Annotated in this window: 27 protein-coding genes; 10 read left to right on the top strand and 17 right to left on the bottom strand. The window is 59.5% G+C overall.

What is annotated here, in order from left to right; all coding sequences use genetic code 11:
* Window positions 1-169: 169 nt before the first annotated feature.
* The 10 genes from WB402_RS12645 to WB402_RS12600 all read right to left on the bottom strand — a co-directional run bounded on the left by WB402_RS12645 (window position 170) and on the right by WB402_RS12600 (window position 7,936).
* Window positions 170-1,072: an ABC transporter substrate-binding protein gene (locus WB402_RS12645; protein ID WP_424208399.1), complete on the bottom strand. Its 903-nt coding sequence runs from the start codon at window positions 1,070-1,072 to the stop codon at window positions 170-172.
* A 365-nt stretch (window positions 1,073-1,437) separates the two neighbouring features.
* Entirely contained in the window at window positions 1,438-1,881 is a 444-nt protein-coding gene (locus tag WB402_RS12640) for a hydrogenase maturation protease (RefSeq protein ID WP_424208398.1), read from the bottom strand.
* Window positions 1,882-1,931: 50 nt separating this feature from the next.
* Window positions 1,932-3,239, bottom strand: a complete 1,308-nt coding sequence (locus WB402_RS12635; protein ID WP_424208396.1) for a Ni/Fe hydrogenase subunit alpha — start codon at window positions 3,237-3,239, stop codon at window positions 1,932-1,934.
* Window positions 3,232-4,017: a sulfhydrogenase subunit delta gene (locus WB402_RS12630; RefSeq protein ID WP_424208394.1), complete on the bottom strand. Its 786-nt coding sequence runs from the start codon at window positions 4,015-4,017 to the stop codon at window positions 3,232-3,234. Before WB402_RS12630 ends, WB402_RS12635 begins: the two co-directional genes overlap by 8 nt.
* Window positions 4,017-4,850 carry an FAD/NAD(P)-binding protein gene (locus WB402_RS12625; RefSeq protein WP_424208392.1) on the bottom strand — a complete coding sequence of 278 codons (834 nt, stop codon included), beginning with the start codon at window positions 4,848-4,850 and terminating at the stop codon, window positions 4,017-4,019. Before WB402_RS12625 ends, WB402_RS12630 begins: the two co-directional genes overlap by 1 nt.
* Complete coding sequence (locus tag WB402_RS12620) at window positions 4,843-5,949, bottom strand: 4Fe-4S dicluster domain-containing protein (RefSeq protein ID WP_424208390.1); 1,107 nt, start codon at window positions 5,947-5,949, stop codon at window positions 4,843-4,845. The genes WB402_RS12625 and WB402_RS12620 overlap by 8 nt, the downstream gene beginning before the upstream one ends.
* 57 nt (window positions 5,950-6,006) lie before the next feature.
* Window positions 6,007-6,495: a hypothetical protein gene (locus WB402_RS12615; protein WP_424208388.1), complete on the bottom strand. Its 489-nt coding sequence runs from the start codon at window positions 6,493-6,495 to the stop codon at window positions 6,007-6,009.
* 31 nt (window positions 6,496-6,526) lie between these two features.
* Window positions 6,527-6,970: a hypothetical protein gene (locus WB402_RS12610; protein WP_424208386.1), complete on the bottom strand. Its 444-nt coding sequence runs from the start codon at window positions 6,968-6,970 to the stop codon at window positions 6,527-6,529.
* Window positions 6,967-7,545 (bottom strand): DNA-3-methyladenine glycosylase I, encoded by a 579-nt coding sequence (locus tag WB402_RS12605; RefSeq protein ID WP_424208385.1) that lies wholly within the window; start codon window positions 7,543-7,545, stop codon window positions 6,967-6,969. Before WB402_RS12605 ends, WB402_RS12610 begins: the two co-directional genes overlap by 4 nt.
* Before the next feature lie 19 nt (window positions 7,546-7,564).
* Window positions 7,565-7,936 carry a c-type cytochrome domain-containing protein gene (locus WB402_RS12600; RefSeq protein WP_424208383.1) on the bottom strand — a complete coding sequence of 124 codons (372 nt, stop codon included), beginning with the start codon at window positions 7,934-7,936 and terminating at the stop codon, window positions 7,565-7,567.
* Window positions 7,937-8,932: 996 nt separating this feature from the next.
* Here WB402_RS12600 and WB402_RS12595 point away from each other — a divergent pair.
* The 6 genes from WB402_RS12595 (at window position 8,933) to WB402_RS12570 (ending at window position 14,338) form a co-directional block, all read left to right on the top strand.
* Window positions 8,933-10,564, top strand: a complete 1,632-nt coding sequence (locus tag WB402_RS12595; RefSeq protein ID WP_424208381.1) for a tetrathionate reductase family octaheme c-type cytochrome — start codon at window positions 8,933-8,935, stop codon at window positions 10,562-10,564.
* A gap of 4 nt (window positions 10,565-10,568) precedes the next feature.
* Window positions 10,569-11,168, top strand: coding sequence for a cytochrome b/b6 domain-containing protein (locus tag WB402_RS12590; RefSeq protein WP_424208379.1), 600 nt, complete (start codon window positions 10,569-10,571; stop codon window positions 11,166-11,168).
* Between the two features lie 112 nt (window positions 11,169-11,280).
* Complete coding sequence (locus tag WB402_RS12585) at window positions 11,281-11,679, top strand: c-type cytochrome (protein ID WP_424208377.1); 399 nt, start codon at window positions 11,281-11,283, stop codon at window positions 11,677-11,679.
* 32 nt (window positions 11,680-11,711) lie between these two features.
* Window positions 11,712-11,834, top strand: a complete 123-nt coding sequence (locus tag WB402_RS12580) for a hypothetical protein (protein WP_424208375.1) — start codon at window positions 11,712-11,714, stop codon at window positions 11,832-11,834.
* Between the two features lie 37 nt (window positions 11,835-11,871).
* Entirely contained in the window at window positions 11,872-13,149 is a 1,278-nt protein-coding gene (locus WB402_RS12575) for a YeeE/YedE thiosulfate transporter family protein (protein WP_424208374.1), read from the top strand.
* Window positions 13,150-13,174: 25 nt separating this feature from the next.
* The gene (locus WB402_RS12570) at window positions 13,175-14,338 is read left to right on the top strand and encodes a rhodanese-like domain-containing protein (RefSeq protein ID WP_424208372.1); all 1,164 of its coding nucleotides are present in this window, start codon (window positions 13,175-13,177) and stop codon (window positions 14,336-14,338) included.
* A gap of 100 nt (window positions 14,339-14,438) precedes the next feature.
* On the opposite strand, the gene WB402_RS12565 is transcribed toward WB402_RS12570, so the two are convergent.
* The 7 genes from WB402_RS12565 to WB402_RS12535 form a co-directional block, all read right to left on the bottom strand.
* Complete coding sequence (locus tag WB402_RS12565) at window positions 14,439-16,211, bottom strand: nickel-dependent hydrogenase large subunit (protein ID WP_424208369.1); 1,773 nt, start codon at window positions 16,209-16,211, stop codon at window positions 14,439-14,441.
* Between the two features lie 33 nt (window positions 16,212-16,244).
* Window positions 16,245-16,691 carry a hypothetical protein gene (locus WB402_RS12560; RefSeq protein WP_424208367.1) on the bottom strand — a complete coding sequence of 149 codons (447 nt, stop codon included), beginning with the start codon at window positions 16,689-16,691 and terminating at the stop codon, window positions 16,245-16,247.
* Window positions 16,688-17,989 (bottom strand): (Fe-S)-binding protein, encoded by a 1,302-nt coding sequence (locus tag WB402_RS12555; protein WP_424208365.1) that lies wholly within the window; start codon window positions 17,987-17,989, stop codon window positions 16,688-16,690. Before WB402_RS12555 ends, WB402_RS12560 begins: the two co-directional genes overlap by 4 nt.
* 247 nt (window positions 17,990-18,236) lie before the next feature.
* Window positions 18,237-18,896: a hypothetical protein gene (locus WB402_RS12550; protein ID WP_424208364.1), complete on the bottom strand. Its 660-nt coding sequence runs from the start codon at window positions 18,894-18,896 to the stop codon at window positions 18,237-18,239.
* A gap of 1 nt (window position 18,897) precedes the next feature.
* A complete protein-coding gene (locus tag WB402_RS12545; RefSeq protein ID WP_424208362.1) occupies window positions 18,898-19,983 on the bottom strand; it encodes a hydrogenase small subunit in 1,086 nt (361 codons plus the stop codon).
* A complete protein-coding gene (locus WB402_RS12540; RefSeq protein WP_424208360.1) occupies window positions 19,976-20,425 on the bottom strand; it encodes a hydrogenase expression/formation C-terminal domain-containing protein in 450 nt (149 codons plus the stop codon). Before WB402_RS12540 ends, WB402_RS12545 begins: the two co-directional genes overlap by 8 nt.
* Window positions 20,422-20,949: a HyaD/HybD family hydrogenase maturation endopeptidase gene (locus WB402_RS12535; RefSeq protein ID WP_424208358.1), complete on the bottom strand. Its 528-nt coding sequence runs from the start codon at window positions 20,947-20,949 to the stop codon at window positions 20,422-20,424. The genes WB402_RS12540 and WB402_RS12535 overlap by 4 nt, the downstream gene beginning before the upstream one ends.
* 362 nt (window positions 20,950-21,311) lie before the next feature.
* Here WB402_RS12535 and hypA point away from each other — a divergent pair, with 362 nt between their 5' ends.
* From hypA to hypE, 4 genes are all read left to right on the top strand, one after another.
* Window positions 21,312-21,656, top strand: coding sequence for a hydrogenase maturation nickel metallochaperone HypA (gene hypA / locus WB402_RS12530; protein WP_424208356.1), 345 nt, complete (start codon window positions 21,312-21,314; stop codon window positions 21,654-21,656).
* 81 nt (window positions 21,657-21,737) lie between these two features.
* Entirely contained in the window at window positions 21,738-22,598 is an 861-nt protein-coding gene (gene hypB / locus WB402_RS12525) for a hydrogenase nickel incorporation protein HypB (protein WP_424208354.1), read from the top strand.
* 68 nt (window positions 22,599-22,666) lie between these two features.
* Entirely contained in the window at window positions 22,667-24,943 is a 2,277-nt protein-coding gene (gene hypF, locus WB402_RS12520; RefSeq protein ID WP_424208352.1) for a carbamoyltransferase HypF, read from the top strand.
* A partial coding sequence (hypE, locus tag WB402_RS12515) for a hydrogenase expression/formation protein HypE (protein WP_424208350.1) occupies window positions 24,940-25,797 on the top strand: 858 nt, incomplete at its 3' end. The genes hypF and hypE, both read left to right, overlap by 4 nt.

The following is a 25,797-nucleotide window of genomic DNA, read 5'->3' as shown; positions in this document are numbered from 1 at the left end:
CGTCCACCACAGGCCAATGTTAACGATCAGATAAACCGCTACCGAACCCAGGAGCAGCAGTCCGACCAGCCGGCCGACGAGGGAGCGTTCACCGATTCCCGGAAAAAGGCGTTGCCATATGGTTGCGCCTGACGGTCGGTTAGCCCAGGAATTCAGAAGCGATTTTAACTTAAGGAGCATATGCCATTCTCTGAAGCGATTTAGCAATCCTTAAATTCAAACGCTGCGCCATCACCTTGTTGATCTTGATGACTCCCTTGGTGAGAGGAACAACCGGAGCGCCCGTCACATCGATGCTTTGCTCCGACTCTCTGACTCGGGTCAGCACATGTTCGGCGATGTCTGCAACACTGGTTTCAGCGCTGATCAACCCGCCCAAACTTAGTAACTCCTGGGTGAATACCGCAACGTCTTTCCCCTCCTTGACACTGTGAGCCATGATGTCGCGGATGACATTGAGGCTGAGTACGCGATGGTCCGGTACCATCCACAGCCCCTGTATCTGTTGCGTGAGCCGTTTGTACGTATAAAGGTATTCCTTGTCCGATCTGACTTCGACATGGATAAGCTTTATACGGTTCTCTTTGGCGGCTGCCTGGGCTTCTGCCATGAGGCCGCTCATACCTTTTCCGGTAATGACACCAACGGTATTCAGATTGGGAGACAGCTTCTTCCAGGTACGGAATTGCTCGCGCACGGGAGCGATGGCCGATACGCCTTTCATCCATGCCGTGACCAGTTCCTCGTCTTCGTAGGTGAAAACCTGACAGAAAATCACCTTCTTGCCAGTGAGGCTGCGCGCCACACGTGCGGCGGGTAGTCCGATGGCCACGACCACGGGTTGGTCAGATGATTGAATTGTTTTCTGTACATCGCGATGGAGACTTTCATTTTCGCCCAGCACGTATGTTTCAATCCGCTGCGGATATCTTTTCACGATCTCGCGCTGAACGCCGACAATAGCCGGCGAACGATCGCTTAATAGAACGGCAATGCCCGGCGCTGATATCGCTGGCGCTGATATCGCTGGCGCCGGATTCGGCTGACGGGTGGCGCAGCCGGCCAGCACCACGAATAGAACCGCCGATATCCATACCGCCCATCGCCCTGTCCCGTTGGAAGGCAATGCTGGTCTTTGGCTTGTCGACAGCGGTTCTATGATTCCGAATGATTTGAACTGGACTTCTCGCAAGATTCACCTCGAGATAACTTCGATTGGCGCGACTTAAAATTACTTGCCATTGCTAACTTCCTAAGCTGCATCATCCATGCCAAAGGCAAGAGAGTGATCCAGGACAGTACCGCAAGGAAGGTCTACCTCTTCTTATCTACTTGTAATATAAGGAATTTCTTAAAAGAGATGGGGATGTCACAGCCTCAACGCAAGATGCTGAAACAGCCCACTATAGGAGGAAAAGCTCGCCAAAATGAGAGGTTTTAAGACGCTCGTGACATGCCGGGCAGGCCGGTTTTTGCGAGTTGAGGCGTCTCGGCTTCGATTTCCCGCACAAAGGCCGGTAACACGCGGGCAACGGCGCGACTCAATCCGAATCCGGAACAGGAGGGTTCGATCTCAACACCGCGAACCAAATGCCGTGATGGAAGATCTCCAAGGGCGTGGGCAAGCTCGAGTGCAGCCGCAACGCCAAAACCATGCGACGATGCCGGCAGACCCGAGACTGCCCACTTACCCGCATCGAAGCGAAAACATGTTCCTGGCAAGGCGCCGGAACAGACTGCATCGATGACGATCACAATGCCCGCATCGTGCCAATGCGCCAGCAGCATGGTACCGGGGCGTTCCAGAATCGAGATGACAATCTGTCCTGACTCGACCGCTTTCACAACAGAAGAACGCTGCAGCGCTTCCGCCGCCACCATCCAAGACGGTCGTCGCCAAGAGGAGAACCGACGCCGACGAGGTGGCCCGATCAGGCGCGCGTCAGCTCGTGCACACGCAGATCAAGGAAATGGGTGGCGCAGGAGATGCACGGATCGTAATTGCGGATCACCATTTCTCCGCGCCGGCGCAGTGCTGCTTCGCCCTGCCGGACACCCAGGGCCTGCAGCGACTGTCGCAAATCTTCCTCGATGCGTGCCTGATTCTGGCTGGTGGGTGGAACAATGCGCGCGCCGCGCACGACACCGGAGGCGTCGATATCGTAACGATGCCAGAGAAGTCCGCGCGGCGCCTCGGTGCAGCCAAAACCGGTGCCGGCGCGCGGTGTAACGCTGATATAAGGTATCGATGGTTCTGCGTATTCCTCCAGCAGACGTATCGCCTCGCGCATCGCAACCACGATCTCGATCGCGCGTGCCACGATGCTGTGATACATGTTGTGGCTGGGGAATTTGATGCCAAGACTGTCCACGAGGTTTCGCACCGGCGGCGGAAGACGATCAATATTGAGATTCATGCGCGCGAGTGGTCCGACGAGGTAGGGTTTGCCATCGTGCAGACAATGCAGCGCCGTGGAATGTGATTCCTGATGCTCGACAAACCGCGACTCGAATTGATCCGCGGAGATATCCAGCCCGCGAGTGGAGACGATACGGCCTTCGTTCATCGGGTACTCCCGCGGATGGCGCAGTGACACGACGGTGAATTCCTGTTCCTCGGTTGGCAGCTTGAGTGCCGCGGTCCAACGCACCAGCGCCTCGGCTTCCGGCAACGCCGCCTGCAACTTTTCCCGCAAGGCATCTGCCTGGGCGCGCGCCGGAGCATGGTGAAATCCACCGATGCGTGCGCCCACGGGATGGACCGAACGCGCACCCAGCAGCCGGATGATTTCGTTACCGAGGGCCTGTAGTCGAAAACCACGTCGCACTTCATCCGCATGATGGCGCGCCATCTCGGTGAGGCTCGCATAGCCCAGAAAATCCGGCGCCGCCAGCATGTGAATGTGCAGGGTGTGGCTTTGTATCCACTCGCCACAATAGAACACGCGGCGCATGTCACGCACCCAGGGACCGGGCTCCACACCGAACAACTTTTCGATGGCATGCACCGCGCTCATCTGGTAGGCCACGGGGCAGATGCCGCAGATGCGCGCCACCATGTCCGGAACTTCGGAATAATCGCGCCCCTCCAGCAGTTTCTCGAACATCCGCGGCGGTTCGAAGATGCGTAGCTGCAGGTCCTCGATCGTCCCGTTACGTACTTGCAGTTCCAGCGCGCCCTCGCCCTCGACGCGCGCGAGCACCGGCACCTGGATCGGGATCTGGCGCTTTTCAGTCATCGGCGGCTCCGCGCCGCTTAAGACCGGCCTCAGCAAAGGCGGGCGCGGCTGCGTTGATGAAAAGAAAGCGCCGCGCCACCGCCTCGGGCAAAAGCCCCAATCCTTCAAAACGCCGCGCGAGCGATTCTGCGTTCGGATTCTCGGCCGGACCGTAACAGGCATAACAGTCACGCCCGAAACCCGGGCACAGCGCCCCGCAGCCGGTGCGTGTCACCGGTCCCATGCACGGAATTCCTTTCGCCACCATCACGCACACGGTCTGCCGGCGTTTGCACTCGAGACAGACCTTGTCCTTTTCTTGCCACGGCGGCACACCGAACAACAGCGCACGCACGACGGCGAGCACCTGACGGCCGGTCACGGGGCATCCCCAAAGTTCAAGATCGACTTTCACATGCTGGGCAATAGGCGTGGAGGTCGACAGGCTTTGCACGTATTCCGGTTTGGCGTAAATCGCGGCGAGCCATTCCTTGCCGTCGGCAAAATTGCGCAGCGCCTGCAGACCGCCCGCCGTGGCACAGGCACCGACCGTGACCAGGTAACGGCTGTGCGCGCGAATACGGAGAATTCGCTCGGCATCCTCCTGCGTTGATATGCTGCCCTCGATGAAGGCAATATCCACCACCGCGTCCGGATCCACCGGCCCCGCCTCGGCGAAATGAACAATTTCGACCAGCTGCGCCAGCGTCAGCAGCCCCTCGCCCAGGTTCAGAAATGCGAGCTGGCAGCCGTCGCAGGAGGCGAACTTGTGTACCGCGACTTTCGGTTTATCCGCCATCAGAACCCCCGCGTCCCGAAAAGTGGCTTGGCCTCGGAATAGCTGAATACGGGCCCGTCCTTGCAGACAAACTTGCCGCCATACTGGCAGTGCCCACAAAGCCCTACCGCGCAATTCATGCTGCGCTCCATGCTCAGATAAATATTATCTTCGTGCACGCCGTGCTCGTGCAGGTTATCCACGGCCACCTGCATCATGCCCTGGGGACCGCACATCATGATCATCGCGTGCGAAGGATCGATCTTCACCTGGTCAAACAACTCCGTGACACGGCCCACGTGCCACGGCCACAGAGCCACCCCGACATCGGCCGCAACGAGAACCTGCGTGTCACGCAGCTTGCTCCACTGCGAGTACTGGCTGCGCCAGATGAGATCGTCCGAATGCTTCACGCCCTGCATGATGACCAGGCGGCGGAATTTGTCGCGTCGGCGGATCACGTAGTTGATCACCGACACCACGGGCGCACAACCCAGACCGCCGGTGATCACCATGATATCCCTGCCCTCCGCCTGTTTGAGCGGCCAACCGCGTCCGTAAGGCCCGCGCACGCCAAGCCGGTCACCGGCCTTTAGCTGCGTCATCCCCCGCGTCACCCTTCCGACCACACGGATGGCGTGATCGAACATGCGCTCGTCATCCGGATCCGAGACGATGGAGATCGGTATTTCGCCCACGCCATATAAATAGAGCATGTTGAACTGGCCTGGCGCGAAGTGAAACGCGGCGTGCTTCACGGGATCGGTGAAGCGTAACCGCAACGTGAAGATTGTCGGCGACTCCTGGATGCGCTCGACCACTTCCGCCTCCACCGGCAGATGCGGATTAACCATGCGCGACTCCTCCACAAACGGCCGCAGCTTCCTCGGTAATGTCGATGCCCACGGGACACCACGCAATGCAGCGCCCGCAGCCCACGCAACCGCTGCGGCCGTATTGGTCATGCCAGCTCCCGAGCTTGTGCGTCAGCCACTGGCGGTAGCGCATTCGAGTATCGGCACGGATCGTCATGCCGTGAATGTAACTGTGTCCCTGGGTGAAACATGAATCCCATTGACGCAGGTGCAGGCTGACATGGCCATCAAGCGCGGTCTCGTCCGCCGCGCTGTGGCAAAAACAGGTCGGGCATACCGCAGTGCAATTGCCACAGGAGAGACAACGTCCGGCCACTTCTTCCCAGCGCGGATGCGCAAGATTTTCAAAAAGATCGTCGCGCAGATTGCGTGCAGGCAAGCGCCGCGTCTGCCGCCGGGCCGCATCCTCGACCTCCCGGTCGGCGTTCTGTTGCTGCGCGGCTGTTACCGGCACAAGCGCCAATAGCGCGGCCAGCGCTTGTCCTTTGTCGCTGCCGGTCTGCACCAGGTAACCTTCATCCGACTCATACAAGGCCAGATCGAAGCCCTGCGTGGCGCGCGGCCCGTCGCCAGTGGATGCGCAGAAACAGGTGTCGGCGGGATGTGTGCAATGAACCGCCACCAGAAAAAGATTCTTGCGCCGCGCGGCATAACCGGGATCGGGGAAAGGACCCTCCAGAAAATGCCGGTCCTGAAGCCACAAGGCGGCAAGGTCGCAGGCACGCACGCCGAGAATGGCAAGCGGCTCTGGCGCGGGATTTATTTCTGAAAAGCGGATAGCGGTATCGGCCGAACGTTCCGAGCGCCACAATGGTTCGCGCGGGGCGAACACGAACGGCTTTAACGCCTGCGGGCCGTTGGCCCAGTTGAAAAACCGCGGACTGTCGGTGCGTTCGAGTCGGTATGTGCCCGGTGACTGCTGGTCACGCATGCCCCGGGGGAAATCCTCGGCGCGGGACAGCGTGTCGTAAACGATGGCGCCATCGCGAACCTGCGGGCCGATACAACGATAGCCAGCCTGATGCAGCTTATCCAGAAGCTTCTGGAACCTGGTGCGCGGAAGAAATCCTGCCTCCATTCTCGCCCCCGTCGGTCCATGCGATTAGCCCATTACATCATACTTTACCGGTTTGCCTCACAAGAAATCGCCGGGCTCCACGCGCCGCCACTCGGCGCGAACGACTTTCCACTCCTTGTTTTCACTCGCCAAGGTAATCTCGAAACGATGGAGGTCGGCATGCAGGCGCTCGAGTTCCTGGGCGCCAGAAATCGGTTGCCCGGCCATCGCGACCAGCACGATCGCTTGCGCCTGCGCCGGCTGAGGAAATGCGATTGACTGAATACGCACGAAAAGATGGATCGTCTCGTTACGCAAAAAATAATACCGGAGAATGGCTTCGATGGCCCGCTTGTCCTGACCCTGGCTGTCGGAATATTTTTCCGAAATCATTTTCCGCAGCGCGCCCGCCTCCTTATTTTCTGCTGCCGTTTCGCCTTGCTTGAGGAGCGTCCGGATCTGCGTTTCGGGCGAATCTCCGGCCGGCGAGCAGGAGACCAACAGCGGCAGGCAGAACGCCCACCACGTGATTATAAGAATGGTCTGTTTACCGCGAAGAATTCTCATGACGCCAGGTACTGAACCGGCAAGGATGGCACTATCGGAGACGGTAAGAATCATGGCAGGCAACGCACTGCCGCAGCAAAGTCGAAAAATCTTCCAGCACGGGCGCCATATCGGCCTTGACCGCGGCTTCCTGTGCCGTGCGTGAGAAACGGCTGGCAGCGCGATGCATTTGCGTGCCGATGTCCTGCATCGTCTTCGGCATGTAAGGTGCCATGTGCGCGGCGCCGTGCTTCTCGAGCGAGCTCATGCCGAGGCGCTGCTCGGCGATATCCGCGGCTTTGTCGAAATCGGACTTGGCCAATGCTGCCTGAATTTCCTGCAGTGCGCGCAAATGGTCGCGCATGTTATTGAGCATATGCTCCTGCATCATCGGCGGCATCTCGATCTTCTGCCGTGTATCCATTGCCGTGGCGTACATGGGCGACACCAACAGTAAAAACATGCCGAGTGCGCACGAAATAAACGATTTTTTCATTTGCGTTTCCCGGCCAGCTGACGATGCCGGAAACAATTCAGCGTATGGTCATTAACCATTCCCACCGCCTGCATGAAGGCGTAACAAATTGTCGAACCGACGAATTTGAATCCGCGCTGCTTTAAATCCTTGCTCATGGCGTCTGACTCCCTGGTGCGCGCCGGAACCTGTCGCAGATTCCGGCGCCGGTTCTGGACCGGCTTGCCGCCGGTGAATTGCCAGATATACCTGTCAAAGCGGCCGAATTCCTTTTGGATCTCCAGAAACGCCTTGGCATTGAGAATGGACGCGTGAATTTTGAGGCGATTCCGGACGATTCCCGGGTCTTTCAGGAGTCGTCGTACCTTGGCGGTGCTATAACGCGCGATTCTACGCGCATCGAAGTTGTCATAGACCTGGCGGTAATTCCCGCGCTTCTTGAGAATCGTTGACCAGCTCAGGCCCGCCTGCGCGCCTTCGAGAATCAGGAATTCAAACAGCTTGCGGTCACTGTGGACCGGCACGCCCCACTCTAGGTCATGATACTCCCGGTCAAGCGGGCCGCCGTTGGCGGCCCAGGCGCAGCGACGTTTCAATCATGCTCTCCCTGCCGATTCAGTTATTCTTGGCTCCCTGGTCTATCCACTTGCGGATTACCTCGATCTTGTTGTCGGCCAGAGGCGGGTGATCCTTGGGCATGTTGATGCTCGTATCCGCTTTGCGTTCCAACAGTAAAATTAATGTGCTGCTGACATGAGAGCCGGCAACGATGACGGGGCCAAATTTGGTTCCCTTCATCACGGTGTCATAGTTCTCCATGCTGAGTCCGCTCTTGATATACCCCTCGGTTCCGGGTTTATGACAGGACAGGCAGTTTTCACTGAGTATCGGAAACACATCCTGCTTGAAGCTGACCTCTCTGGTGCATCCAGCGCCAAAAACAATTAACGTGACCAGGGCCGACAAAGCAGCATGCTTGCGTATCATGACTCACTCTCCTCTCGTTTCGAGATTAAATTTTCCTAGCGCTCAATTTACAATACGCCATCAAAAAATAATACCGGGCGGCGGAACAAATCGAAAACCGAATATTCCAGCGTCGATTTCGCTTTCCACGTTCCGGACTCTGATGTGCAGGATGCACAAATGCCGCAAGCGCAGGGGAGAGGCGGCATAAGCAAAGGGTCCGATGGACCCTTTGCCCGCCGAGCGGGCTTGCCAGGGATGGCAAGCCCTGGAGTTTCTAGCGAAGCGGAACAGCGACCGCATGAGCGGCCGTGCTCAAATCTCGCCGCCTCCGTCACACGATTCCTAATGATGCTTTTTGGCGATATCGGCCTCGCCGGCGTGCATCCTACTCGCTGGAGTTAACAGCGACAGCCACTTCCCGGCGATAGCGTGGGTTCTCATGTTCGCACGGCCCCGTCCTTGCCCCGATTGACGAAACGCTTTTCGAATTCCCGTTCGAACTTGAGAAAACTGCCGATCGGTTGTCGCCAAATCCTCGGCGCCGGTGATCGAGGCTGGGTTGCGTGTCTCGATTGCAAGAGAACAGGAGGTGTACCGATGGCTGGAAACGCGCGGATGATCTCTGCGTGTCGTGTCTTAGTCGATGCCATCTGTAAGGAGATGCCTGATCTTTTCTCTGGGTCTTTCTGGACTAACGGGAAGCGTACTGTTAAATAACATCGCCGCCGAGTTACTTGACGGGGATCAAAGATTGGTCAGAATGTAGGCTTTAAAATTTTCATCTAACTTGCTGATTTTACATGGCTAGAACATAGCAATAATCGCTCTCGGGATGGTACTGAGCGGTCTAATTTTTATAGATTGACGCACGTCAAAGTTAAGAAAGAATATTAGTATTTAATACTATGCTTACATGTATTTAAGGATAGTGCTGGTCGTTTGTTAAGGAATATGCGCCCGGTTTTAACGTTCAGACAAAGTTTCCGTCTTAACAGCAAGCACAAGGGACACTTCATGAAAACGCATCACACCCACTGGCACGCCACAGCAGTAATTGTCGGTTGGCTCGTTTCTTTTGGCGTCCTCGTCAGCAGCGGCGCGGCAGCAGCAGCGACCAACACCAGCACCGCCGACCATAGCAAATTCAAGGAATTGCAGCAGACTTTCAAGACCGGCCCCGATGTCACCAAGGCCTGTTTGAAATGCCACACCGAGGCTGCCAAGCAAATTCAGAAGACCACGCACTGGACTTGGGAGTACCGCAACCCGGCGAACGGTCAGTTACTCGGCAAGAAACACCTCATCAACAACTTCTGCATCTCGGAAATGTCCAACGAGGCATTCTGTAATGCCTGCCACATAGGTTACGGCTGGAAGGATGACACCTTCGACTTCACCAAGCAGGAAAACGTGGATTGCCTGGTGTGTCACGACACCACCGGCGCCTACGTGAAAGCACCCGGCATGGCCGGACACCCGGCTTACAAGCCCATAGAAAACCCGCCTGGTTCCGGCAAGTTCATCCAGCCCGTTGACTTGAAGAATGTGGCGCAGCACGTCGGCAAAACCAGTCGCGACACCTGCGGCGCCTGCCATTTCTTCGGCGGCGGCGGCGACGGCGTCAAGCACGGCGACTTGGACAGTTCGCTATCCTCCCCGGGTAAGGAACTCGATGTACACATGGATGCGGTGGGAAACGATTTCACCTGCGCCACCTGCCACATGACCACCGGCCATCAGGTTCCCGGCAGCCGCTATGCACCCACCGCGATGGATAAGAGCGGTCCGCGCATGCGTGGCAAAGCGGACGCCAGAAACCCCACCACCTGCCAGGCCTGCCACGGCGACAGACCGCACCCGGTAAAAGCAGCCAAGCTGAACAACCACGGCGACAAACTTAACGACCATGCCAGAATAATCGCCTGTGAGACTTGTCACACTCCGAGCTTCGCCCGCGGCGGCGTACCCACCAAGATGTCATGGGACTGGTCGACCGCTGGCAAGCTGACGCCGGAAGGCAAGCCATTCGTGACGAAAGACGAGAAAGGCCATGTCATCTACGACTCGAGGAAGGGCGATTTCGTTCTAAGCGAGAATGTCTCACCCGGGTACACCTGGTTCAACGGCACGGTAAAGTACACCCTGCTGACCGACAAGATTGAAATGATCGATGGCGTCATCCATATCAACAGCTTCGCAGGCAGCCCGGACGACGGCAAATCGATGATCTGGCCGGTCAAGGTATTCCGCGGCTCGCAGCCGTATGATCCGGTCAACCAGACGCTGGTCGTGCCGCACACGACCGGCTCGGACGACACCGGCTACTGGAAGAACTTCAACTGGGAAAAGGCCATCACCACGGGCATGGCCACCGCCCACGCACCATTCTCCGGCAAGATTGCATTCGCCAAAACCGTCATGTACTGGCCCATCGCTCACATGGTCGCGCCCAAGGCAGAGGCTCTCTCCTGCCAGCAGTGCCACAGCGCGAACGGGCGGCTGAAGGAAATCAAGGGCGTTTACATGCCGGGACGCGACGCCAGCAAACTGCTCGACATGGCAGGCTGGACCATCGCCCTGCTGGCTCTGCTCGGCGTGCTGATCCATGGCGGCCTGCGCATCATCAACAGTAACAAGAAGGGATAACATCATGACAGCCGAAAAAATTTACATCTTCAAACGCTTCGAGCGTTTCTGGCACTGGACTCAGGCCGCGCTGATCATCTTCATGTTGATCACCGGCTTCGAGATCCACGGCGCCTACAAGCTGTTCGGCTTCGGCAAGGCGGTCAGCCTGCACACTATCGCCGCCTGGTCGCTGATCACCTTGTGGGTGTTCGCCATTTTCTGGCACTTCACCACCGGGGAATGGAAGCAGTACATCCCCACCATGGACAAGGTGGATGCAATGCTCAAGTACTACCTCACCGGCATTTTCACCAATACACCGCACCCGTTCCGCCAGACCACGCTGAGCAAGCACAATCCGCTGCAGCGCCTGGCCTACCTGGGAGTGAAACTGCTGATCAACCCCCTGATCTGGATCAGCGGGCTGCTTTATCTTTACTACGGTTCTTGGGGCGGTCTGGGGTTGAGCGGCTTGTCGCTGCAATGGGTGGCGCTGATACACACCGGCGCCGCCTTCTTGATGCTGATCTTCATCATCGCTCATGTGTACCTGTCGACTACCGGGCACACCCCGCTGTCCCATTTCAAGGCGATGATCACCGGTTGGGAAGAAACACATTGAAAAGTCGCATGCATTGCGCCAGTAAATTGAAATTACCCGCCGTCGCCAACCGTCGGAGCGATTCGCGGCACGCGGGTTCCATCATTTGTTAATTATTTTAAGGAGTCGCGCCATGAAGTTGCACAAGCCTCTCGTTTCCGCCGTCTTGCTCTGCGTGCTCGGAGCCCCGTTCGCCGCCAGCGCCGCCGATGGCGACTGGAAGCGCGGCCGGGTTTATTACCAGATGGTCTGCACCGCCTGCCATAAAGAACCGGCCAACGGAGGCAAGGCAATCGCACCGACCTCCAAGACCAAGGCGGAGTGGGCTGCCTATATCCAGGCTGACAAGCATGCCAAGGGCAAGGACTCGCTCAAGTCCTACATCAGCAAGGAATACCGCGCCAAGATCAAGGCCACCAACAAGGCCGCCGAGAAATTTGCCGACGTGCCTGACGAGGACCTGCTGAATGACATCAAGGCCTTTGTCATCAAAGGCGCCAAGGATGGCGACAGCCCGGCGAGTTGCAGCTAACAACGGCGGTCAAACGCTTTGATGCTTGATTTATGGTAAGGGCCATTCCCGCCGACACCGGCGAGAATGGCTTGGCGCTGATGGAAATCCACGCGGATGAAATTTGTAACAATCTGGCGATGCATGAAACCTTCGTCGAAATCACCAGGACCTGAAGCAGGTTGACGAAACTGACGACAGGAGGAAAGCACGATGAACCATTCCTCGGTAGCGAGCAGTAACCCAACTGCCTCCGGCGCCGTAACGCCACGCTGGTTGACCGGCCTGCGCGAAGACTATGCGACGATCTTCGTCGAGGAATGGTCCCCCTACTTGGGCGCGGCACTCTTGGTGATCGTAACGGCCGTGCTGTTGCTCAGCGGCCTGTTCTGGGGTGTTTACGGCGGGCTTAAACTATGGGGCGACTGGTTCAATTCTTTCATCGGGCTGGGTCCGGTCCTCGGCATCAGTGAATCGCTGGACAACCCCTTGATGCATCGCATTTCATTGATGGACATCACGCTGATCATCGGCGCGTTCAGTGCCGCCCTGCTCTCACGGCAGTTCGCGGTGCGCCGACCGCCCAAGATCGAATATGCCACCGCTGCCTTCGGCGGCATTCTCATGGGAATCGGTGCGGCGCTCGCTGGTGGCTGCACCACGGGCGGTTTTTTCACGCCACTGATGTTTTCCTCTCCCGCCGGCTGGGTCATGTGGGCCGGCCTGCTGGCGGGCGCCTTCCTCGGGCTGAAAATCGTTTTGTGGATCGCGGAAAATATCACCTGGGGCACCAAGCCACCACCCACCGCCGTGGTATCGCCGGCCATGAAGCGGCTTTACCCCTGGATCGGGTTTGCGGTAATAGCGGCCATAGTTTGGTGGGCCACGTCCTGGTACGGCTCGGCCGACGAGAAGCTGGCGGTGCGCGGCATTGTCATACTTACCGGCTTCGCCCAGGGCTTCATCCTGCACCGCTCGCGCTTCTGTTTCGCGCGCGTGTTCCGCGAGCCGTTCATGACCGGCGAAGGCACCATGACCAAGGCCATGATCTGGGCGCTGGCGCTTGGCATTCCGATCAGTTCCTTGCTGTTGCAGTACAAGACCGTCGATCCTTTCCTGGCGATACCGCCCACCTTTTGGCTCGGCTCACTTGTCGGCGGAGTGATTTTCGGAATGGGCATGGTGCTCGCGGGCGGCTGCGCCTCGGGATCCATGTGGCGCATGGGCGAAGGCCATATCAAGCTGTGGGTGGCGGTATTTTTCTTTTCCTGGACGGGGTCTACCTTCAGCGGCGTGGTGAAACACTGGGACCTGCTGACCAAGGAGATGAACCTGGATATGGTCGAGGTTACCAAGGTCGGATACCAGGCCTATCTGCCCAATATGCTCGGCGGCTGGTCGTGGACCTTCCTGCTGAGTTTCGGCATTTTGCTCGTCTGGTACTTGTTTGTGCGCTACAACGAATCCACCGAAAAATTCACAGTGCTCTGACACAATCCCACTCTCAGGAGGCGTCATGAAATCCGAACACAGGATTCTGTCCGTAATTCTGTTCGCGGCCGTCGCGGCCGCGCCGCTGACTTATTCCACCACCGAGGCAGCGGAACAAGTGGCCGCGGCACCGGCGAAAGCAAACTACTACACCAAACTGGTTGATATCGATTTCGTCAAAAAATACGCCGTGATACCCGTGCGCGACGACGTCATGATCATCGACTCGCGCCCGGCGGCCCGCAAATACGACATCGGGCACATTCCCGGCGCCGTCAACATCCCGGACACCCAGTTCGACGAACTGGCACCCAAGCTGCTACCGCAGGACAAGTCGAAGTTGCTGATTTTCTACTGCGAAGGACCGGATTGCGTTCTCAGCCACAAAGGCGCCTTCAAGGCCGAGAAACTCGGTTACACCAATATCGTGGTGTACACGGAAGGTTATCCGGAATGGGCCAAGAAGGGCAACATGGGTGCCGTCAGCCCGGCCTTCGTCAAGAAGCAACTCGACGCCAAGGCACCGATGACACTGGTGGATTCGCGACCCACGGCACGCAAGTACGACAAAGGTCATATTCCCGGCGCCATCAGTATTCCTGACAGCGAGTTCGACAAGCTTACCGGTATGCTCCCCACCGACAAGACGGCGTCGGTGATTTTTTACTGCGAGGACTTGACCTGCGTGCTGAGCCCGAAATCAGCGGCGAAAGCGGTCGCGCTCGGCTACACCAACGTCATGACCATGCCGGCAGGCTACGTGGGATGGGAACAAGCCTACGGCACCGGGGCAACAGCGAGCGGTGCGGCGTCAACAGCAGCGGCCCCGGCAGGAAAGGGACCGGAAATTGTCCAAGGAAAGGAAAAGGGAACGATCACGGCCGCTTCGTTCGAAAAGATCCTGAAGGAAGCGCCTGACAGCATCGTGTTAGTTGACGTGCGCGATCCCGCCGAATTTGCCGCGGGTAGCTTCAAGAATGCGATCAATATCCCGGCTGACTCGCTGAGCAAGAAAGTCGACACATTGCCGGCGGATAAACCAATCGTTTTTTTCTGCAGCACCGGCGCCCGCAGCGGCGAGGCTTACGACATCGTCCAGTTGCTCAAGCCCGAGCTGAAAGCCTACTTTTTCAGTGGCAAAGTAAAATTTGCCGGAGACGGCAGCTATACCATCATTGATGCAAAGTAAGAAATAATCCGGCCCCGAACAGGGTGGAACGGGCGGCTGAGGCCGCCCGTTTTTTTGCCAGGTTCACTGGAAGACCCGCGCGTTCATTAAAGAAATTAATTCAGCTGACTTTCACCTTGATCAACTCAGCGCCCTGCGGATCGGTGACATGCACCGCACAGGCAATACAGGGATCGAAGCTGTGGATCGTGCGCAAAATCTCGATCGGCTGCCGGGGGTCGTGCAGCCTGTGCCCCTTGAGCGCCGCTTCATACGGCCCTTCCTGCCCGGCCGCGTCACGCGGGCCGGCGTTCCAGGTGCTCGGCACCACCGCCTGGTAATTATCGATCTTGCCGTCCTTGATCACGATCCAGTGCGCCAACGCGCCACGCGGCGCCTCCATGTAGCCAACACCTTTCGCAAGCTTCGGCCAACTGGAAGGCTCCCACAGTTTCTCGTTGAAGGTCTTGACGTCGCCGGCCTTGATGTTGGCCATGAGCTGGTTGTACCAGCCGAGCATGGCGTCGCCGAAGATCTTGGTTTCGAGCGTGCGCGCCGCGGTGCGTCCCAGCGTGGAGTAAAGCGCCTGCGCCGGAATGTCGAGCTTCTTGAGCGCCATGTTCACGAGTTCCTGCGTCTGCGCATGGCCCTTGGCGTAGAGCATCAGCACCCGCGCCAGCGGACCAACCTCCATGGCCTTGCCCTTCCAGCGCGGGGATTTCATCCATGAATAACTCTTGTCGGTATCGAGGCGATCGTACGGCGGCTTGGGGCCGGTGTAGTTCAACGTGGTCTCGCCAGCGTAGGGATGCAGCCCCTTGTCCTTGCCCCCGCTGTAGTCATACCACGAGTGCGAGACATATTCCTGAATCTGATCTTCGGCATTGAGATCGACTTCGTGGATTTTCGACAGGTCGCGATTGAGAATCGCTCCACGCGGCACCAGGAAACTGTTCACGTCATTGGTGCCCTGGCCCGGGAAATCGCCATAGGTCATGAAGTTGCCCACGCCTTCACCCTGCGTGCCCCAGTCCTTGTAGAAGCCGGCGATCGCGAGCGTGTCGGGCAGGTACACCTGATCCACGAAGCTGCGCATGGAGTCGATGATGGATTTCACCTTTTGCAGACCGACCACGTTGACCGCGGTTGCGCCGGCGCCGCCGCGGTAATGCGGGCCCTTGCCCTTTCCCTGATGCTGCGGGTGCACGCTGATCGCGCTCGGCACGCCGCCCACCAGGAAATTGGGATGCGGGTTCTTGCCGCCAAAAATCGTGTGCAACTGCGCCACGTCGCGCTGCCAGGCCAGCGCTTCCAGATAGTGCGCCACCGCCATGAGATTGGCCTCGGGCGGAAGCTTGTACGCCGGGTGACCCCAGTAGCCGTTGGCGAAGATGCCGAGCTGTCCGGCCTCGACGAAATTCCTGACCTTCTTCTGCATGTCGGCGAAATAGCCGGGCGAGGACTTCGGATAATTGCTGATGGACTGCGCCAGCGCCGAGGTCTGCTTCGGGTCGGCCTTGAGCGCCGACACCACGTCAACCCAGTCGAGCGCGTGCAGGTGATAGAAATGCATCACGTGATCGTGCACGTACTGCGCGCCGATCATGAGGTTGCGGATCAACTGGGCATTCGGCGGAATTTCGATTTTCAGCGCGTCTTCCACCGCGCGCACCGAGGCGATGCCGTGCACCAGCGTGCACACGCCGCAGATGCGCTGGGCGAACGCCCAGGCATCGCGCGGGTCACGCCCGCGCAAAATGATCTCGATGCCGCGCACCATGGTGCCGGCGCTCGAGGCCCGGGTAATGACGCCGTTGGCATCGGTCTGGGCCTCGATGCGCAAATGACCCTCGATGCGGGTGATGGGGTCGACGACGACGGTTTGTGTGCTCACGTTTTATGTTCCCGGGGTCTCATCGATTCGATCTCAGCGTTTCATGAATTCTTCCAATATCCGGAACTGCTGCTCGGCCTCCCGATTCTCCGTGCCCCGGCCGGTGGAGATGGCCTCGCAGGTACGGGCCATGCGCGCCTGCATCGCCGCATTCCAGCCGATGTCGCGCGCCCGGCCGTCCGGCATGACGCAGGTTTCGGCGGCCTTGGCCACGAAGTGCCCGGCCTGCGCCCGCCAGTCGGCTTCGTGACCGCACTGGGTATAGCTGTCGACGCAGGCTGTCTTGACGGCATGGAAGGCGGCGGTCAGCTCGGCATCGCTGATGTCCAGCCGCCTGGCGGCATTGATCGCGGCCGCCACGCGCGGATCATGGCACAGGGCGACCACGCTCTCGACGAAGCGTGCCGCCACCCGCCGCTGATCAGGTGTCGGCAACTTGTTGAGCGCGGCCTTGAAATCAGCGTCGCTTCGGATCGTCATGGCTGTGGCTCCTTTGCCGGTCGGCTTTCGGTACCGGCGCCGGAACCGGCGAGATGCGCGGCAATCATTTCGGTGAGGCCGATCACTGGCAGCTTCATCTGGTAGTGCTCCAGACTCTCTTCGATCACGATGCGGCAATTGGCACAGGCCGTGACCAGGGTCTGCACGTCGAGTTCGTCGAGCTGCGCCTTCTTGCGCTTGAACGCCTGCAATTGCAGCGGCATGGCTTCGTCGATCGCGCTCACCCCGCCACCGCCACCGCAGCACCAGTTCATCTTGCCCGGGTCGCTCATCTCCACGTAGTGGCTGGCGATCATGTCGAGCAGATGGCGCTGCGGCTCGATCACTCCGCCGCGACGCACGATCTGACAGGGATCGTGGAAAGTGAGCCGCTGCGTCTCGAAGCCCTCGGTCTTGAGCAGGCCCTGGGTCCGCAACTCGTCCAGTACTTCGAGGATGTGCTGCACGTTGAACGTGTACGGACGACCGACGAGATTCGGCCCCTCCCAGCGCAGCGCCGTATAGGCGTGCCCGCATTCGGGGCTGATCACGGTCTTGACCTTGAGTTTCTCGGCGCCGTTGACGATGCGCTGAACGAGAACCCTGGCGAGATCCGACACGCCGATCTGGATGCCGCTGTTGGTGGCTTCGAACGCCTCGGAACACAGCGTCCAGGTCTTGCCGGCCTGCCTGAAGATGCGTGCAATCGCATTCAGGTATTCCGGGAAATTGATGATCTCCATCGACGACAACAACACCATGTACTCGGCGCCTTCCTTGTCGAGCGGGATCTCGATGCCGGTGTCCTCCTCGACATGCTTCATCTGCGCCTTCACGGCCGGCAAGCGCAAACCCATCGGGCTGCCAATCTCGATGGAACGGGTGGTGGCGTCGATCAGCCCCGGCGGTGCATGGCCGGAGACGGCCATGCCTTCGCGAAACTTGCGAATCATGTAGGTGATATCATTGCCGACCGGACAAACCATCGAGCAGCGCCCGCACAGGGTGCAGCTGTCATAGACGAGCACCCGCCATTCTTCGAGTTCCGCATCGGTGACGGGTTTCGACAGACCGAACAGCTTCTTCAGCCGGCCCAGCAGCGTGTACTCCTGCTCGTAAATGCGCCGCAACGGCTCGACCTTATAAATGGGCGTGAATTTCGGATCGCCGCTCTCGGTATAGAACAGGCAGGACTCCGCGCATAAACCGCAATGCACGCAGCTCTCGAAGAAACTGGCAATCGGAGCGTCAATGACTTCCTGCAGAACGCTGACGCCTTTTTGCAGAGAAGCGCTCATACCTCCGCCTCCGTGAGGCTGAAACTGACCAACACGCCATGCCGTCGGCGTCCGGCGGTATTCGCGGCCGGTAGCCACCGGATTGCCTCGGCACCTCCACGCTCCAGATTACAGCGGTGTATCCGTTGTAAGCAGATTCCTTTCCGGTGGCCGCGAGCGACTCGCAACGGTCGCATCCCCGCTGCGTGGGGCCCCTGCTCCCTGCTCGCGCTCGCATCCCCACTTCGCTGGATCACTCGTGCGCTGCTCATACCGCCACACCCTTGCGACCATGAATATCGCCGTTGTACCAGCGCGACATAAACACCGTAATGGTGTGGAACAGCTTGGTGAACGGAATGGCGATCAGCATGAGTTCCACGGACAGGATGTGCAAGGCCAACATCGTGGTATACGACAACAGCAGATGCTTGACCGCCAGATAACCGGTCAGGACCGGCAGGAACGTCAGGCCCCACGTGAGATAGTCCTCGAACGTCGAGAGGAAGCGTTTCACCGGCTTGTTGATGCGATCCACCAGCACCACCACCATCGCCGCCAACGTCACCACTGAAACCGCGTCGATGAGCTGTGATGGCAGAGCCGGCCAGGACAGCCACAGCAGGCTTTCGATAAGCTTGATGTGCGGGGCGAACAGGAATACCACGATCGCCAGGCCGACATGGAATATATAGCCGCCGATATAACTGACGGGCGAACGCTTCAACATGCCGGGTGGCGCCAGCGAGCGTCGCCATACCGTGTGAAATCCCGAAGCACCGGGGCGCCGACGAGGTACCGCGAGGTCCGGTTTGCGGCCGAGGCTGTAGATCTCGATCAGCCGCCACAGAACGCCCAGGATAAAGATGCCGATGGCGATGTTTAATCCCGGACCGCGTACCCACGTGAGAAATTGCAGTTCGTTCATGTCACTTCCTCAGATCGGCCACGGTTGCAGTCTGATGCGCGGCCTTGGCGTCGGCCTTCTTGGCACGGCTGGCAAAGCTCACCGCCACCCCGACCGCCGCCCCGGCCAACGCCGCAGCCGCGGTGTATTTAACCGGGTCGGCCGGCATCGATAGCGCCGTGTAGAAGCTGCCGGCATCCCAGAAATCCGGTTCCGAACAGCCCAGGCAGCCGTGGCCGGATTCGATCGGGAAACTCACGCCGCCATTCCACTTGGTCGTGGCACAGGCGTTGTGGGTGGTCGGGCCCTTGCAACCGAGTTCGAACAGGCACCAACCGTTGCGCGCGCCCTCGTCATCGAAACTCTTGGCGAACTTGCCCTGGTCGTAGAACGGCCGGCGGTAGCAGCGGTCATGAATGGTGTCGCCGAAAAAAACTTTGGGCCGCCCGAGTTCATCGAGATCGGGGATGGTGCCGAGGGTGAGCAGATGCGCTATCACGCCGGTCATCACCACCGGGATCGGCGGGCAACCCGGAACATTAATGATGGGTTTGTCCTTGATGATGTCGGATACCGCCACCGCCCCGGTGGGATTGGGATTGGCCTTGGGGATGCCCCCGTAGGCGGCACAGGTCCCGACCGCGATGATCGCGGCCGCGCCCTTGGCGGTCTCGACCAGCATGTCATGGTTGCTCACGCCGGCGATGGTAGAGTACACCCCACCGTCCTTCGTCGACACCGAGCCATCGACCACCAACAGGTACTTTCCGTAGTTATCTTTCATGGCGTGCTCACGCGCCGCCTCCGCGGCCGTACCCGAGGCTGCCTGCAGCGTGTGATGGTAATCGAGCGAGATCGCATCGAAGATCAGACTCTCGAGCGTGGGCGAGTGCGAGCGCGTAATCGATTCGGTGCAGCCGGTGCACTCCTGGAACGACAGCCAGATCACCGATTGTCGCTTCACCTTGGCAAGCTTCTCCGCCATCTGTGCGGCCATCGCCGGCGGCATGGCCATGAGTGTGGCCATGGAGGCGCAGAACTTCAGGAAGGTTCGGCGGCTGACACCACGCTGCGCAAGTGTTTCGGCCAGAGTTTTGTCGTCAGGCATCGCCGTGTCCTCCTTTATCGACCTCTGTCGCCGAAGTCAGGCGTGATTGCAGGAGATCGAGGCCCGCGCGCGCATCCGCCGGATGTGTCCGCAGTATCTCGGGCATGTCTGTCACTTCAATAAATTCGGCGATGATGGTTTCATCGGTGTTGTAATGTGTCACCCACCACACACCGTGGATCGCCGTTTCACGCACGTGCGTGACGCCGAGCGCCTCGAGGGTGGCGCTCACCTCGCCTTGGCCGAGGACCTCTTTCAGTTTCTCGTAATCGCCGGGAAGCAAGGGTAGGCTGCGCAGATCGATGCTGGCGGATTTTCCCGACGTCACGAGGTCGTTCAGGAGCGACTGGACTTCATGCAGAACAGGGTCGGCATTGCCGCTGAGCATCTCCTCATCATCGACTCCGGCAATCGCGATCGGAATTCCCTTGAGGTTGTTCATGCGTGGTTGCTCCGGGGCGCAGGGGTGGCGACATTAGCGCTTCCCGTCGACCGCCACTTCTTATTCAATTCCATGGCAAGATCGCAGGCCACGGGAATAGCACGTGCCACCGCGTCCGTGGGTGCATCCGCCCAGTCGAGATATTCGGGTTGAATGCCGATGAGCGCGCGGCGCGCGGGGAGCGCTTCCACCAGGCGGGCGATCGCCATCAGGTCCATGAGGCTGACCTCATGCACGCTGTTTTTGCGATGGCTGCCGAGGAAACGATCCATGTCTTCGCCTTCGAACACGCGCACCGTGCCGGGCGACGCCTTCAGTTGCGTGGCATCGATGACGATCAGACTGTCCGCGTCTTCGATCAGTCCGGCGAGGGTGAAGCTCAGCGTGCCGCCGTCGAGAAATTCGACGTCGGCGCGGTCCGCATACTGCTCCTGCAAGGCACGCACGGCATAGACACCCGCGCCCTCGTCACCCAGCAGGGTATTTCCCAGTCCCAGCACCAGCGTCTTGCGTTCCATTGACATGCCGCGACACTCCTTTTGTGATGGACTGGTCGTTACGTCACTGACGATCCTGTTCCGGCGTCCTGCAACATGCCAAGTGCCCGGCAGCAGTGAAACAAGGTGCGCGAAATGTTAGACCGCATCCGCCTCGAATTGTCTTGCGCCTGCGCCACGGTCGGGAGCATCATAATAATATTCATAACTGCCGGCAGCGTAACCCACACATTCCATGGCGTTATTGCGTATCGTCCAGCAACCCAGCCAACCATGCCATCTTGTAACGCGGTGTACATTAGCGTTTATTGATATAGGTCAAGATGCCTTGGTTTATTGGGGTTAGGATTGAACTGCCGAAGAATCAATCGGCGCGTTACGCATAACTCATGCATGAACTGTCGGTGTGCCAGGCGCTGATACGCCAAGTGCAGGATATAGCTCGCGAGCATCGCGCCGTGGCGGTGACCTCCGTGAAACTGCAGATCGGTCCGTTGTCCGGCGTGGAGGCAGATTTGCTGAGGCAGGCCTTTCCGCTGGCGAGCGCGGGCAGCGTGGCGGAGGCCGCGCAACTGGTGATTGAAAAACTGCCGATACGCGTGCGCTGCCAGAGCTGCGGCGCAGAAACCGCCGCGGAACCGAACAAACTGGTCTGCGGCGCCTGCGGTGATTGGCAGACCCGCCTGCTCAGCGGCGACGAAATGCTGCTGGCCAGCGTGGAGCTGGACAAGTGATTTCTGATTTCCTATTGAAGAATCATTACATTAATTTGAAATTGGAAATCAGTCATACGAAATATTTTCTGGAGAAGAAACATGTGTGACACCTGTGGCTGCAATATCACTCCCGGCAACGAACATCTGGCGCGCCAAAAAAACCCGCAAGGCCAGGATGCTATCACGGTTCTGAAGAGCCTGCTCAGCGCCAATGACCACGAAGCGGCGCACAACCGCGAACACTTCGACCGCCACGGAGTGCTAGCGCTCAATCTGATGTCTTCGCCGGGGTCGGGGAAAACGCTGCTGCTGGAAGCGACGATCGAGGCGCTTAAGCACGAATTCCGTATCGCGGTCATCGAGGGCGATCTCGAAACCGAAAATGACGCGGCGCGTATTCGCGCCAAAGGCGTGCCCGCCGTCCAGATCACCACCGGCTCCGCCTGTCATCTGGATGCGCACATGGTGCACGACGCGCTGCATCATTTGAATCTGGAGAACGTCGATATTCTCTTCATAGAAAATGTCGGTAACCTGGTTTGCCCGGCGAGCTTCGATCTCGGCCAGCATCGCAACATCACGCTGCTGTCGGTCACCGAAGGCGACGACAAGCCGGCCAAGTATCCGGTAATGTTCCGCGCCGCCGATCTGGTGCTGCTTACCAAGACCGATCTGCTGCCGGTGCTGGATGATTTCGATCCCGCGCGCGCGGAAAACTGCCTGCGCAACCTCGCCAATCCCGCGCCCGCACTGCGCTTGTCGGCAAAGAAAAAGGACGGTCTGACGGCCTGGTTCGACTGGTTGCGGCGGGAACGTGACGCGCAACGCCACCGAGCCCAGCAAGGCCAGAAATTGCGTCCGGCGATCCAGCCGGATGGCGCGCGCTGGCATGCGGAAACAGCCACGCATGCCCCTGTCGCGTCTTCTCCCGGGCCACGCTATCTCTATCGGGGAACCTGACAGAGTCCGGATACTTTTTTCAACTATCCCAACTGAACGGCATCCCGATGCCCACGCCGAACCAACCCATGGAGATGCCTGAACCTCTTACTCCACTACAGGCACAGCGTCTGACCGTCAGCGGACGCGTGCAGGGGGTGGGGTTTCGCCCTTTCATTTACCGTATTGCGCAGCGGCTCGGCCTGCGCGGCTGGGTGCGGAATGAAACCGGCTCGGTCGAGCTATTTGTTCAAGGCACTCCCGCGGCCTTGATGGAGTTCCAACGCGCACTGGTCGAGGAAGCACCCCCGCTGGCGCGGCCAAAAGTTTCATCACGCGCTTCCGTGGATCTCCAAGTCCTCGATGCATTCGAGATTCTTCCCAGCCGTGAAGACACCCCGGCACACATCCATGTCCCGCCGGATTATTTCGCCTGTGATGATTGCCTGCGCGAACTGCACGACCCGGACAATCGCCGTAACCGCTACCCGTTCATCAATTGCACCCAGTGCGGACCGCGCTACACACTCATCCGGAAACTTCCCTACGACCGTCCCAACACCACGATGGCGGAATTCGCGATGTGTCCAGCATGCCAACGGGAATACGAAAACCCGCTCGACCGGCGGTTTCACGCGGAACCACTCGCCTGTCCCGTGTGCGGACCGGTGCTGTATTTTGTCTCCCCGGCGGGCGCCGATATCAGGGGCAACGCCACGGCACTGGCGGAAGCTATCACGGCGCTGCGCGCGGGCAAGATCATCGCCGTCAAAGGCGTTGGTGGCTATCATCTGATGTGCGATGCGCACAACGATATCGCCATCGCGAGGCTGCGCGCGAAAAAGCCGCGTCCACACAAGCCGCTCGCCGTCATGTTTCCGGTGCAGGGCGAGGATGGACTGGACGCCATACGCGCGGTAGCGGAATTGACACCGGAACACGAGCGCTGGTTGCGCGACCCCATGCGACCAATCGTCCTCGTGAGCAAAAAAACGCACGCGCCGCTGTCGCCGCGGGTGGCACCGAGCCTCAAGGAAATCGGCGCGATGCTGCCGTACAGTCCCCTGCATCATCTGCTGCTCGAGGACTTCGGCGGACCGCTGGTCGCCACCTCGGCCAATATCAGCGGCGAACCGGTATTGACGCAAAATAATGAAGTAAATGAACGGCTCGCGCATGTCGCCGAAGCATTTCTGCATCATGACCGCCCGATCGTGCGCCCTGCTGACGATCCCGTGTTCCGCGTCATCGCCGGTTATGCCCGTCCGTTGCGTCTCGGACGCGGCAACGCGCCGCTGGAATTCGCCCTGCCTTTCCGCCTGGACCAGCCGCTGCTTGCCGTCGGCGGGCACATGAAAAATACGGTGGCGCTCGCCTGGGACGACCGCGCCGTGATCTCGCCGCACATCGGCGACCTCGACGCGCCACGCAGTCTGGCCGTGTTCGAGCAAGTCATCGCCGACCTGCAAGCGCTCTACGGAGTACGCGCCCGGTCCATTGTCTGCGACGCGCATCCCGTGTATGTCAGTTCGCGCTGGGCGCGACGCGCCGGCGTTCCGGTGAATTCAGTGCTGCATCATCATGCGCATGCCTCCGCGCTCGCCGGTGAGCATCTGGACGTGAAAAACTGGTTGGTGTTTACCTGGGATGGCGTGGGTTATGGCGGCGATGGAACGCTATGGGGCGGTGAAACGCTGATGGGCTCGCCGGGCGCCTGGCAACGCGTCGGCAGCCTGCGGCCGTTTCATGTGCCCGGCGGCGAAAAAGCCGGGCGCGAACCGTGGCGCTCGGCGCTGTCGCTGTGCTGGGAGGCCGGTATCGAATGGAAACAGTGTCCCGAGGACCCGATGCTGGCGCATCACGCGTGGCAGCGCCGGCTGAACTGTCCGCAAACCACCGCAGCCGGGCGATTATTCGACGCGGCCGCGGCGTTGACGGGATTGAATCACCGTTCCAGCTACGAGGGCCAGGGCCCGATGATGCTCGAAGCGGCGTGCACAGACGCAAAGGTCGAAGCCATTCCGCTGCCGATGACGCTCAACCGTCAGGGAATCCGCGAAACCGACTGGGCCCCGTTGCTGCCGTTCCTGATGAATGAAAAACATTCTCTCGCCGAACGCGCCGGCGGATTCCACGCCAGCCTGGCCCGGGCCATCGTGGCGCAGGCGAACGCGGCACGCGAGGAGCATGGTGAACTGACCGTGGGGCTGAGCGGCGGCGTATTCCAGAACCGCGTGCTGACAGAACATGCGCTGACGCTCCTGCGCGTCAGCGGATTCGACGTGCGGCTGACGCATGATATCCCTTGCAACGACGCCGGTATCAGCTTCGGCCAGGTTATCGAGTTCAGGATGAAGCCGACATGAATGCTAAACCGGAAACGCTCGATGCCAAATACATCACGCTCGCCCACGGCAATGGTGGACGCCTGATGCGCGAACTGATCGAGCGGGTGTTCGCGCCGCATCTGGCTAATACGCTTCTGGACGTCCAGGCCGATGCCGTCCCACTGCCGACGCCGGAGGGTGAAATCATGTTCACCACCGACGGGTTCACCGTGCAACCGCTAGAGTTTCCCGGCGGCGACATCGGTTCGCTGGCGGTGCACGGGACGGTGAATGACCTGGCCGTGGCGGGTGCGACGCCGCTTTATTTCAGCCTCAACGTCTTCATCGAGGAAGGCCTGGAGGTGGCGCAGCTCGAGCGTGTCATCGCGAGCCTCGGGCGCGCCGCGGAGGCGGCTGGTGTGCGCATCGCGGCCGGTGACACCAAGGTGGTGCCACGCGGCGAGGGCGGCGGGCTCTATCTCGCTACCACCGGCGTGGGCGTGCGTGACAAAAAATTACGTCTCGGGATGGACCGGATATGCGACGGTGACGCCATTCTCGTCAGCGGTCCGGTGGGCGATCACGGCGTCGCCGTGATGCTGGCGCGCGAAGAATTCGGCATGCGCGGCGACCTGCAGTCCGATTGCGCGAGCGTGCTGCCCCTGACCCAGGCGCTGTTGCCCTTCTCCGGCCTGCGCTTCATGCGCGACCCTACCCGCGGGGGACTGGCGATGATCGCGCATGAAATCCGCCGCGCCACGGGCTTCGGCATATATATGGATGAAAATGCGATTCCGGTGCGCGAGGCAGTGGCCTCGGTATGCGAAATGCTCGGTTACGATCCGCTGTATCTCGCCTGTGAGGGAAGAGTGGTCGCGGTGGTAGCCCCGGAC

The sequence above is a fragment of the Sulfuricaulis sp. genome (assembly GCF_049587675.1).
GTDB lineage: Bacteria > Pseudomonadota > Gammaproteobacteria > Acidiferrobacterales > Sulfurifustaceae > Sulfuricaulis.
The sequence above is the reverse complement of the archived record's forward strand: the minus strand, read 5'-3'. Positions and strand labels throughout refer to the sequence as shown.

What these genes read in the sequence shown, in the direction of transcription:
- WB402_RS12635 (WP_424208396.1), bottom strand. Translation starts at nt 3,239, where the DNA reads ATGACTGAAAAGCGCCAGATCCCGATCCAGGTGCCGGTGCTCGCGCGC.
- WB402_RS12535 (WP_424208358.1), bottom strand. Translation starts at nt 20,949, where the DNA reads ATGTCAATGGAACGCAAGACGCTGGTGCTGGGACTGGGAAATACCCTG.
- WB402_RS12575 (WP_424208374.1), top strand. Translation starts at nt 11,872, where the DNA reads ATGAACCATTCCTCGGTAGCGAGCAGTAACCCAACTGCCTCCGGCGCC.
- WB402_RS12630 (WP_424208394.1), bottom strand. Translation starts at nt 4,017, where the DNA reads ATGGCGGATAAACCGAAAGTCGCGGTACACAAGTTCGCCTCCTGCGAC.
- WB402_RS12610 (WP_424208386.1), bottom strand. Translation starts at nt 6,970, where the DNA reads ATGAAAAAATCGTTTATTTCGTGCGCACTCGGCATGTTTTTACTGTTG.
- WB402_RS12540 (WP_424208360.1), bottom strand. Translation starts at nt 20,425, where the DNA reads ATGAACAACCTCAAGGGAATTCCGATCGCGATTGCCGGAGTCGATGAT.
- WB402_RS12570 (WP_424208372.1), top strand. Translation starts at nt 13,175, where the DNA reads ATGAAATCCGAACACAGGATTCTGTCCGTAATTCTGTTCGCGGCCGTC.
- WB402_RS12600 (WP_424208383.1), bottom strand. Translation starts at nt 7,936, where the DNA reads ATGATACGCAAGCATGCTGCTTTGTCGGCCCTGGTCACGTTAATTGTT.
- WB402_RS12625 (WP_424208392.1), bottom strand. Translation starts at nt 4,850, where the DNA reads ATGGTTAATCCGCATCTGCCGGTGGAGGCGGAAGTGGTCGAGCGCATC.
- WB402_RS12580 (WP_424208375.1), top strand. Translation starts at nt 11,712, where the DNA reads ATGGTAAGGGCCATTCCCGCCGACACCGGCGAGAATGGCTTGGCGCTG.
- hypB (WP_424208354.1), top strand. Translation starts at nt 21,738, where the DNA reads ATGTGTGACACCTGTGGCTGCAATATCACTCCCGGCAACGAACATCTG.
- hypA (WP_424208356.1), top strand. Translation starts at nt 21,312, where the DNA reads ATGCATGAACTGTCGGTGTGCCAGGCGCTGATACGCCAAGTGCAGGAT.
- WB402_RS12585 (WP_424208377.1), top strand. Translation starts at nt 11,281, where the DNA reads ATGAAGTTGCACAAGCCTCTCGTTTCCGCCGTCTTGCTCTGCGTGCTC.
- WB402_RS12545 (WP_424208362.1), bottom strand. Translation starts at nt 19,983, where the DNA reads ATGCCTGACGACAAAACTCTGGCCGAAACACTTGCGCAGCGTGGTGTC.
- WB402_RS12640 (WP_424208398.1), bottom strand. Translation starts at nt 1,881, where the DNA reads ATGGTGGCGGCGGAAGCGCTGCAGCGTTCTTCTGTTGTGAAAGCGGTC.
- WB402_RS12615 (WP_424208388.1), bottom strand. Translation starts at nt 6,495, where the DNA reads ATGAGAATTCTTCGCGGTAAACAGACCATTCTTATAATCACGTGGTGG.
- hypF (WP_424208352.1), top strand. Translation starts at nt 22,667, where the DNA reads ATGGAGATGCCTGAACCTCTTACTCCACTACAGGCACAGCGTCTGACC.
- WB402_RS12555 (WP_424208365.1), bottom strand. Translation starts at nt 17,989, where the DNA reads ATGAGCGCTTCTCTGCAAAAAGGCGTCAGCGTTCTGCAGGAAGTCATT.
- WB402_RS12550 (WP_424208364.1), bottom strand. Translation starts at nt 18,896, where the DNA reads ATGAACGAACTGCAATTTCTCACGTGGGTACGCGGTCCGGGATTAAAC.
- WB402_RS12620 (WP_424208390.1), bottom strand. Translation starts at nt 5,949, where the DNA reads ATGGAGGCAGGATTTCTTCCGCGCACCAGGTTCCAGAAGCTTCTGGAT.
- WB402_RS12560 (WP_424208367.1), bottom strand. Translation starts at nt 16,691, where the DNA reads ATGACGATCCGAAGCGACGCTGATTTCAAGGCCGCGCTCAACAAGTTG.
- WB402_RS12590 (WP_424208379.1), top strand. Translation starts at nt 10,569, where the DNA reads ATGACAGCCGAAAAAATTTACATCTTCAAACGCTTCGAGCGTTTCTGG.
- WB402_RS12595 (WP_424208381.1), top strand. Translation starts at nt 8,933, where the DNA reads ATGAAAACGCATCACACCCACTGGCACGCCACAGCAGTAATTGTCGGT.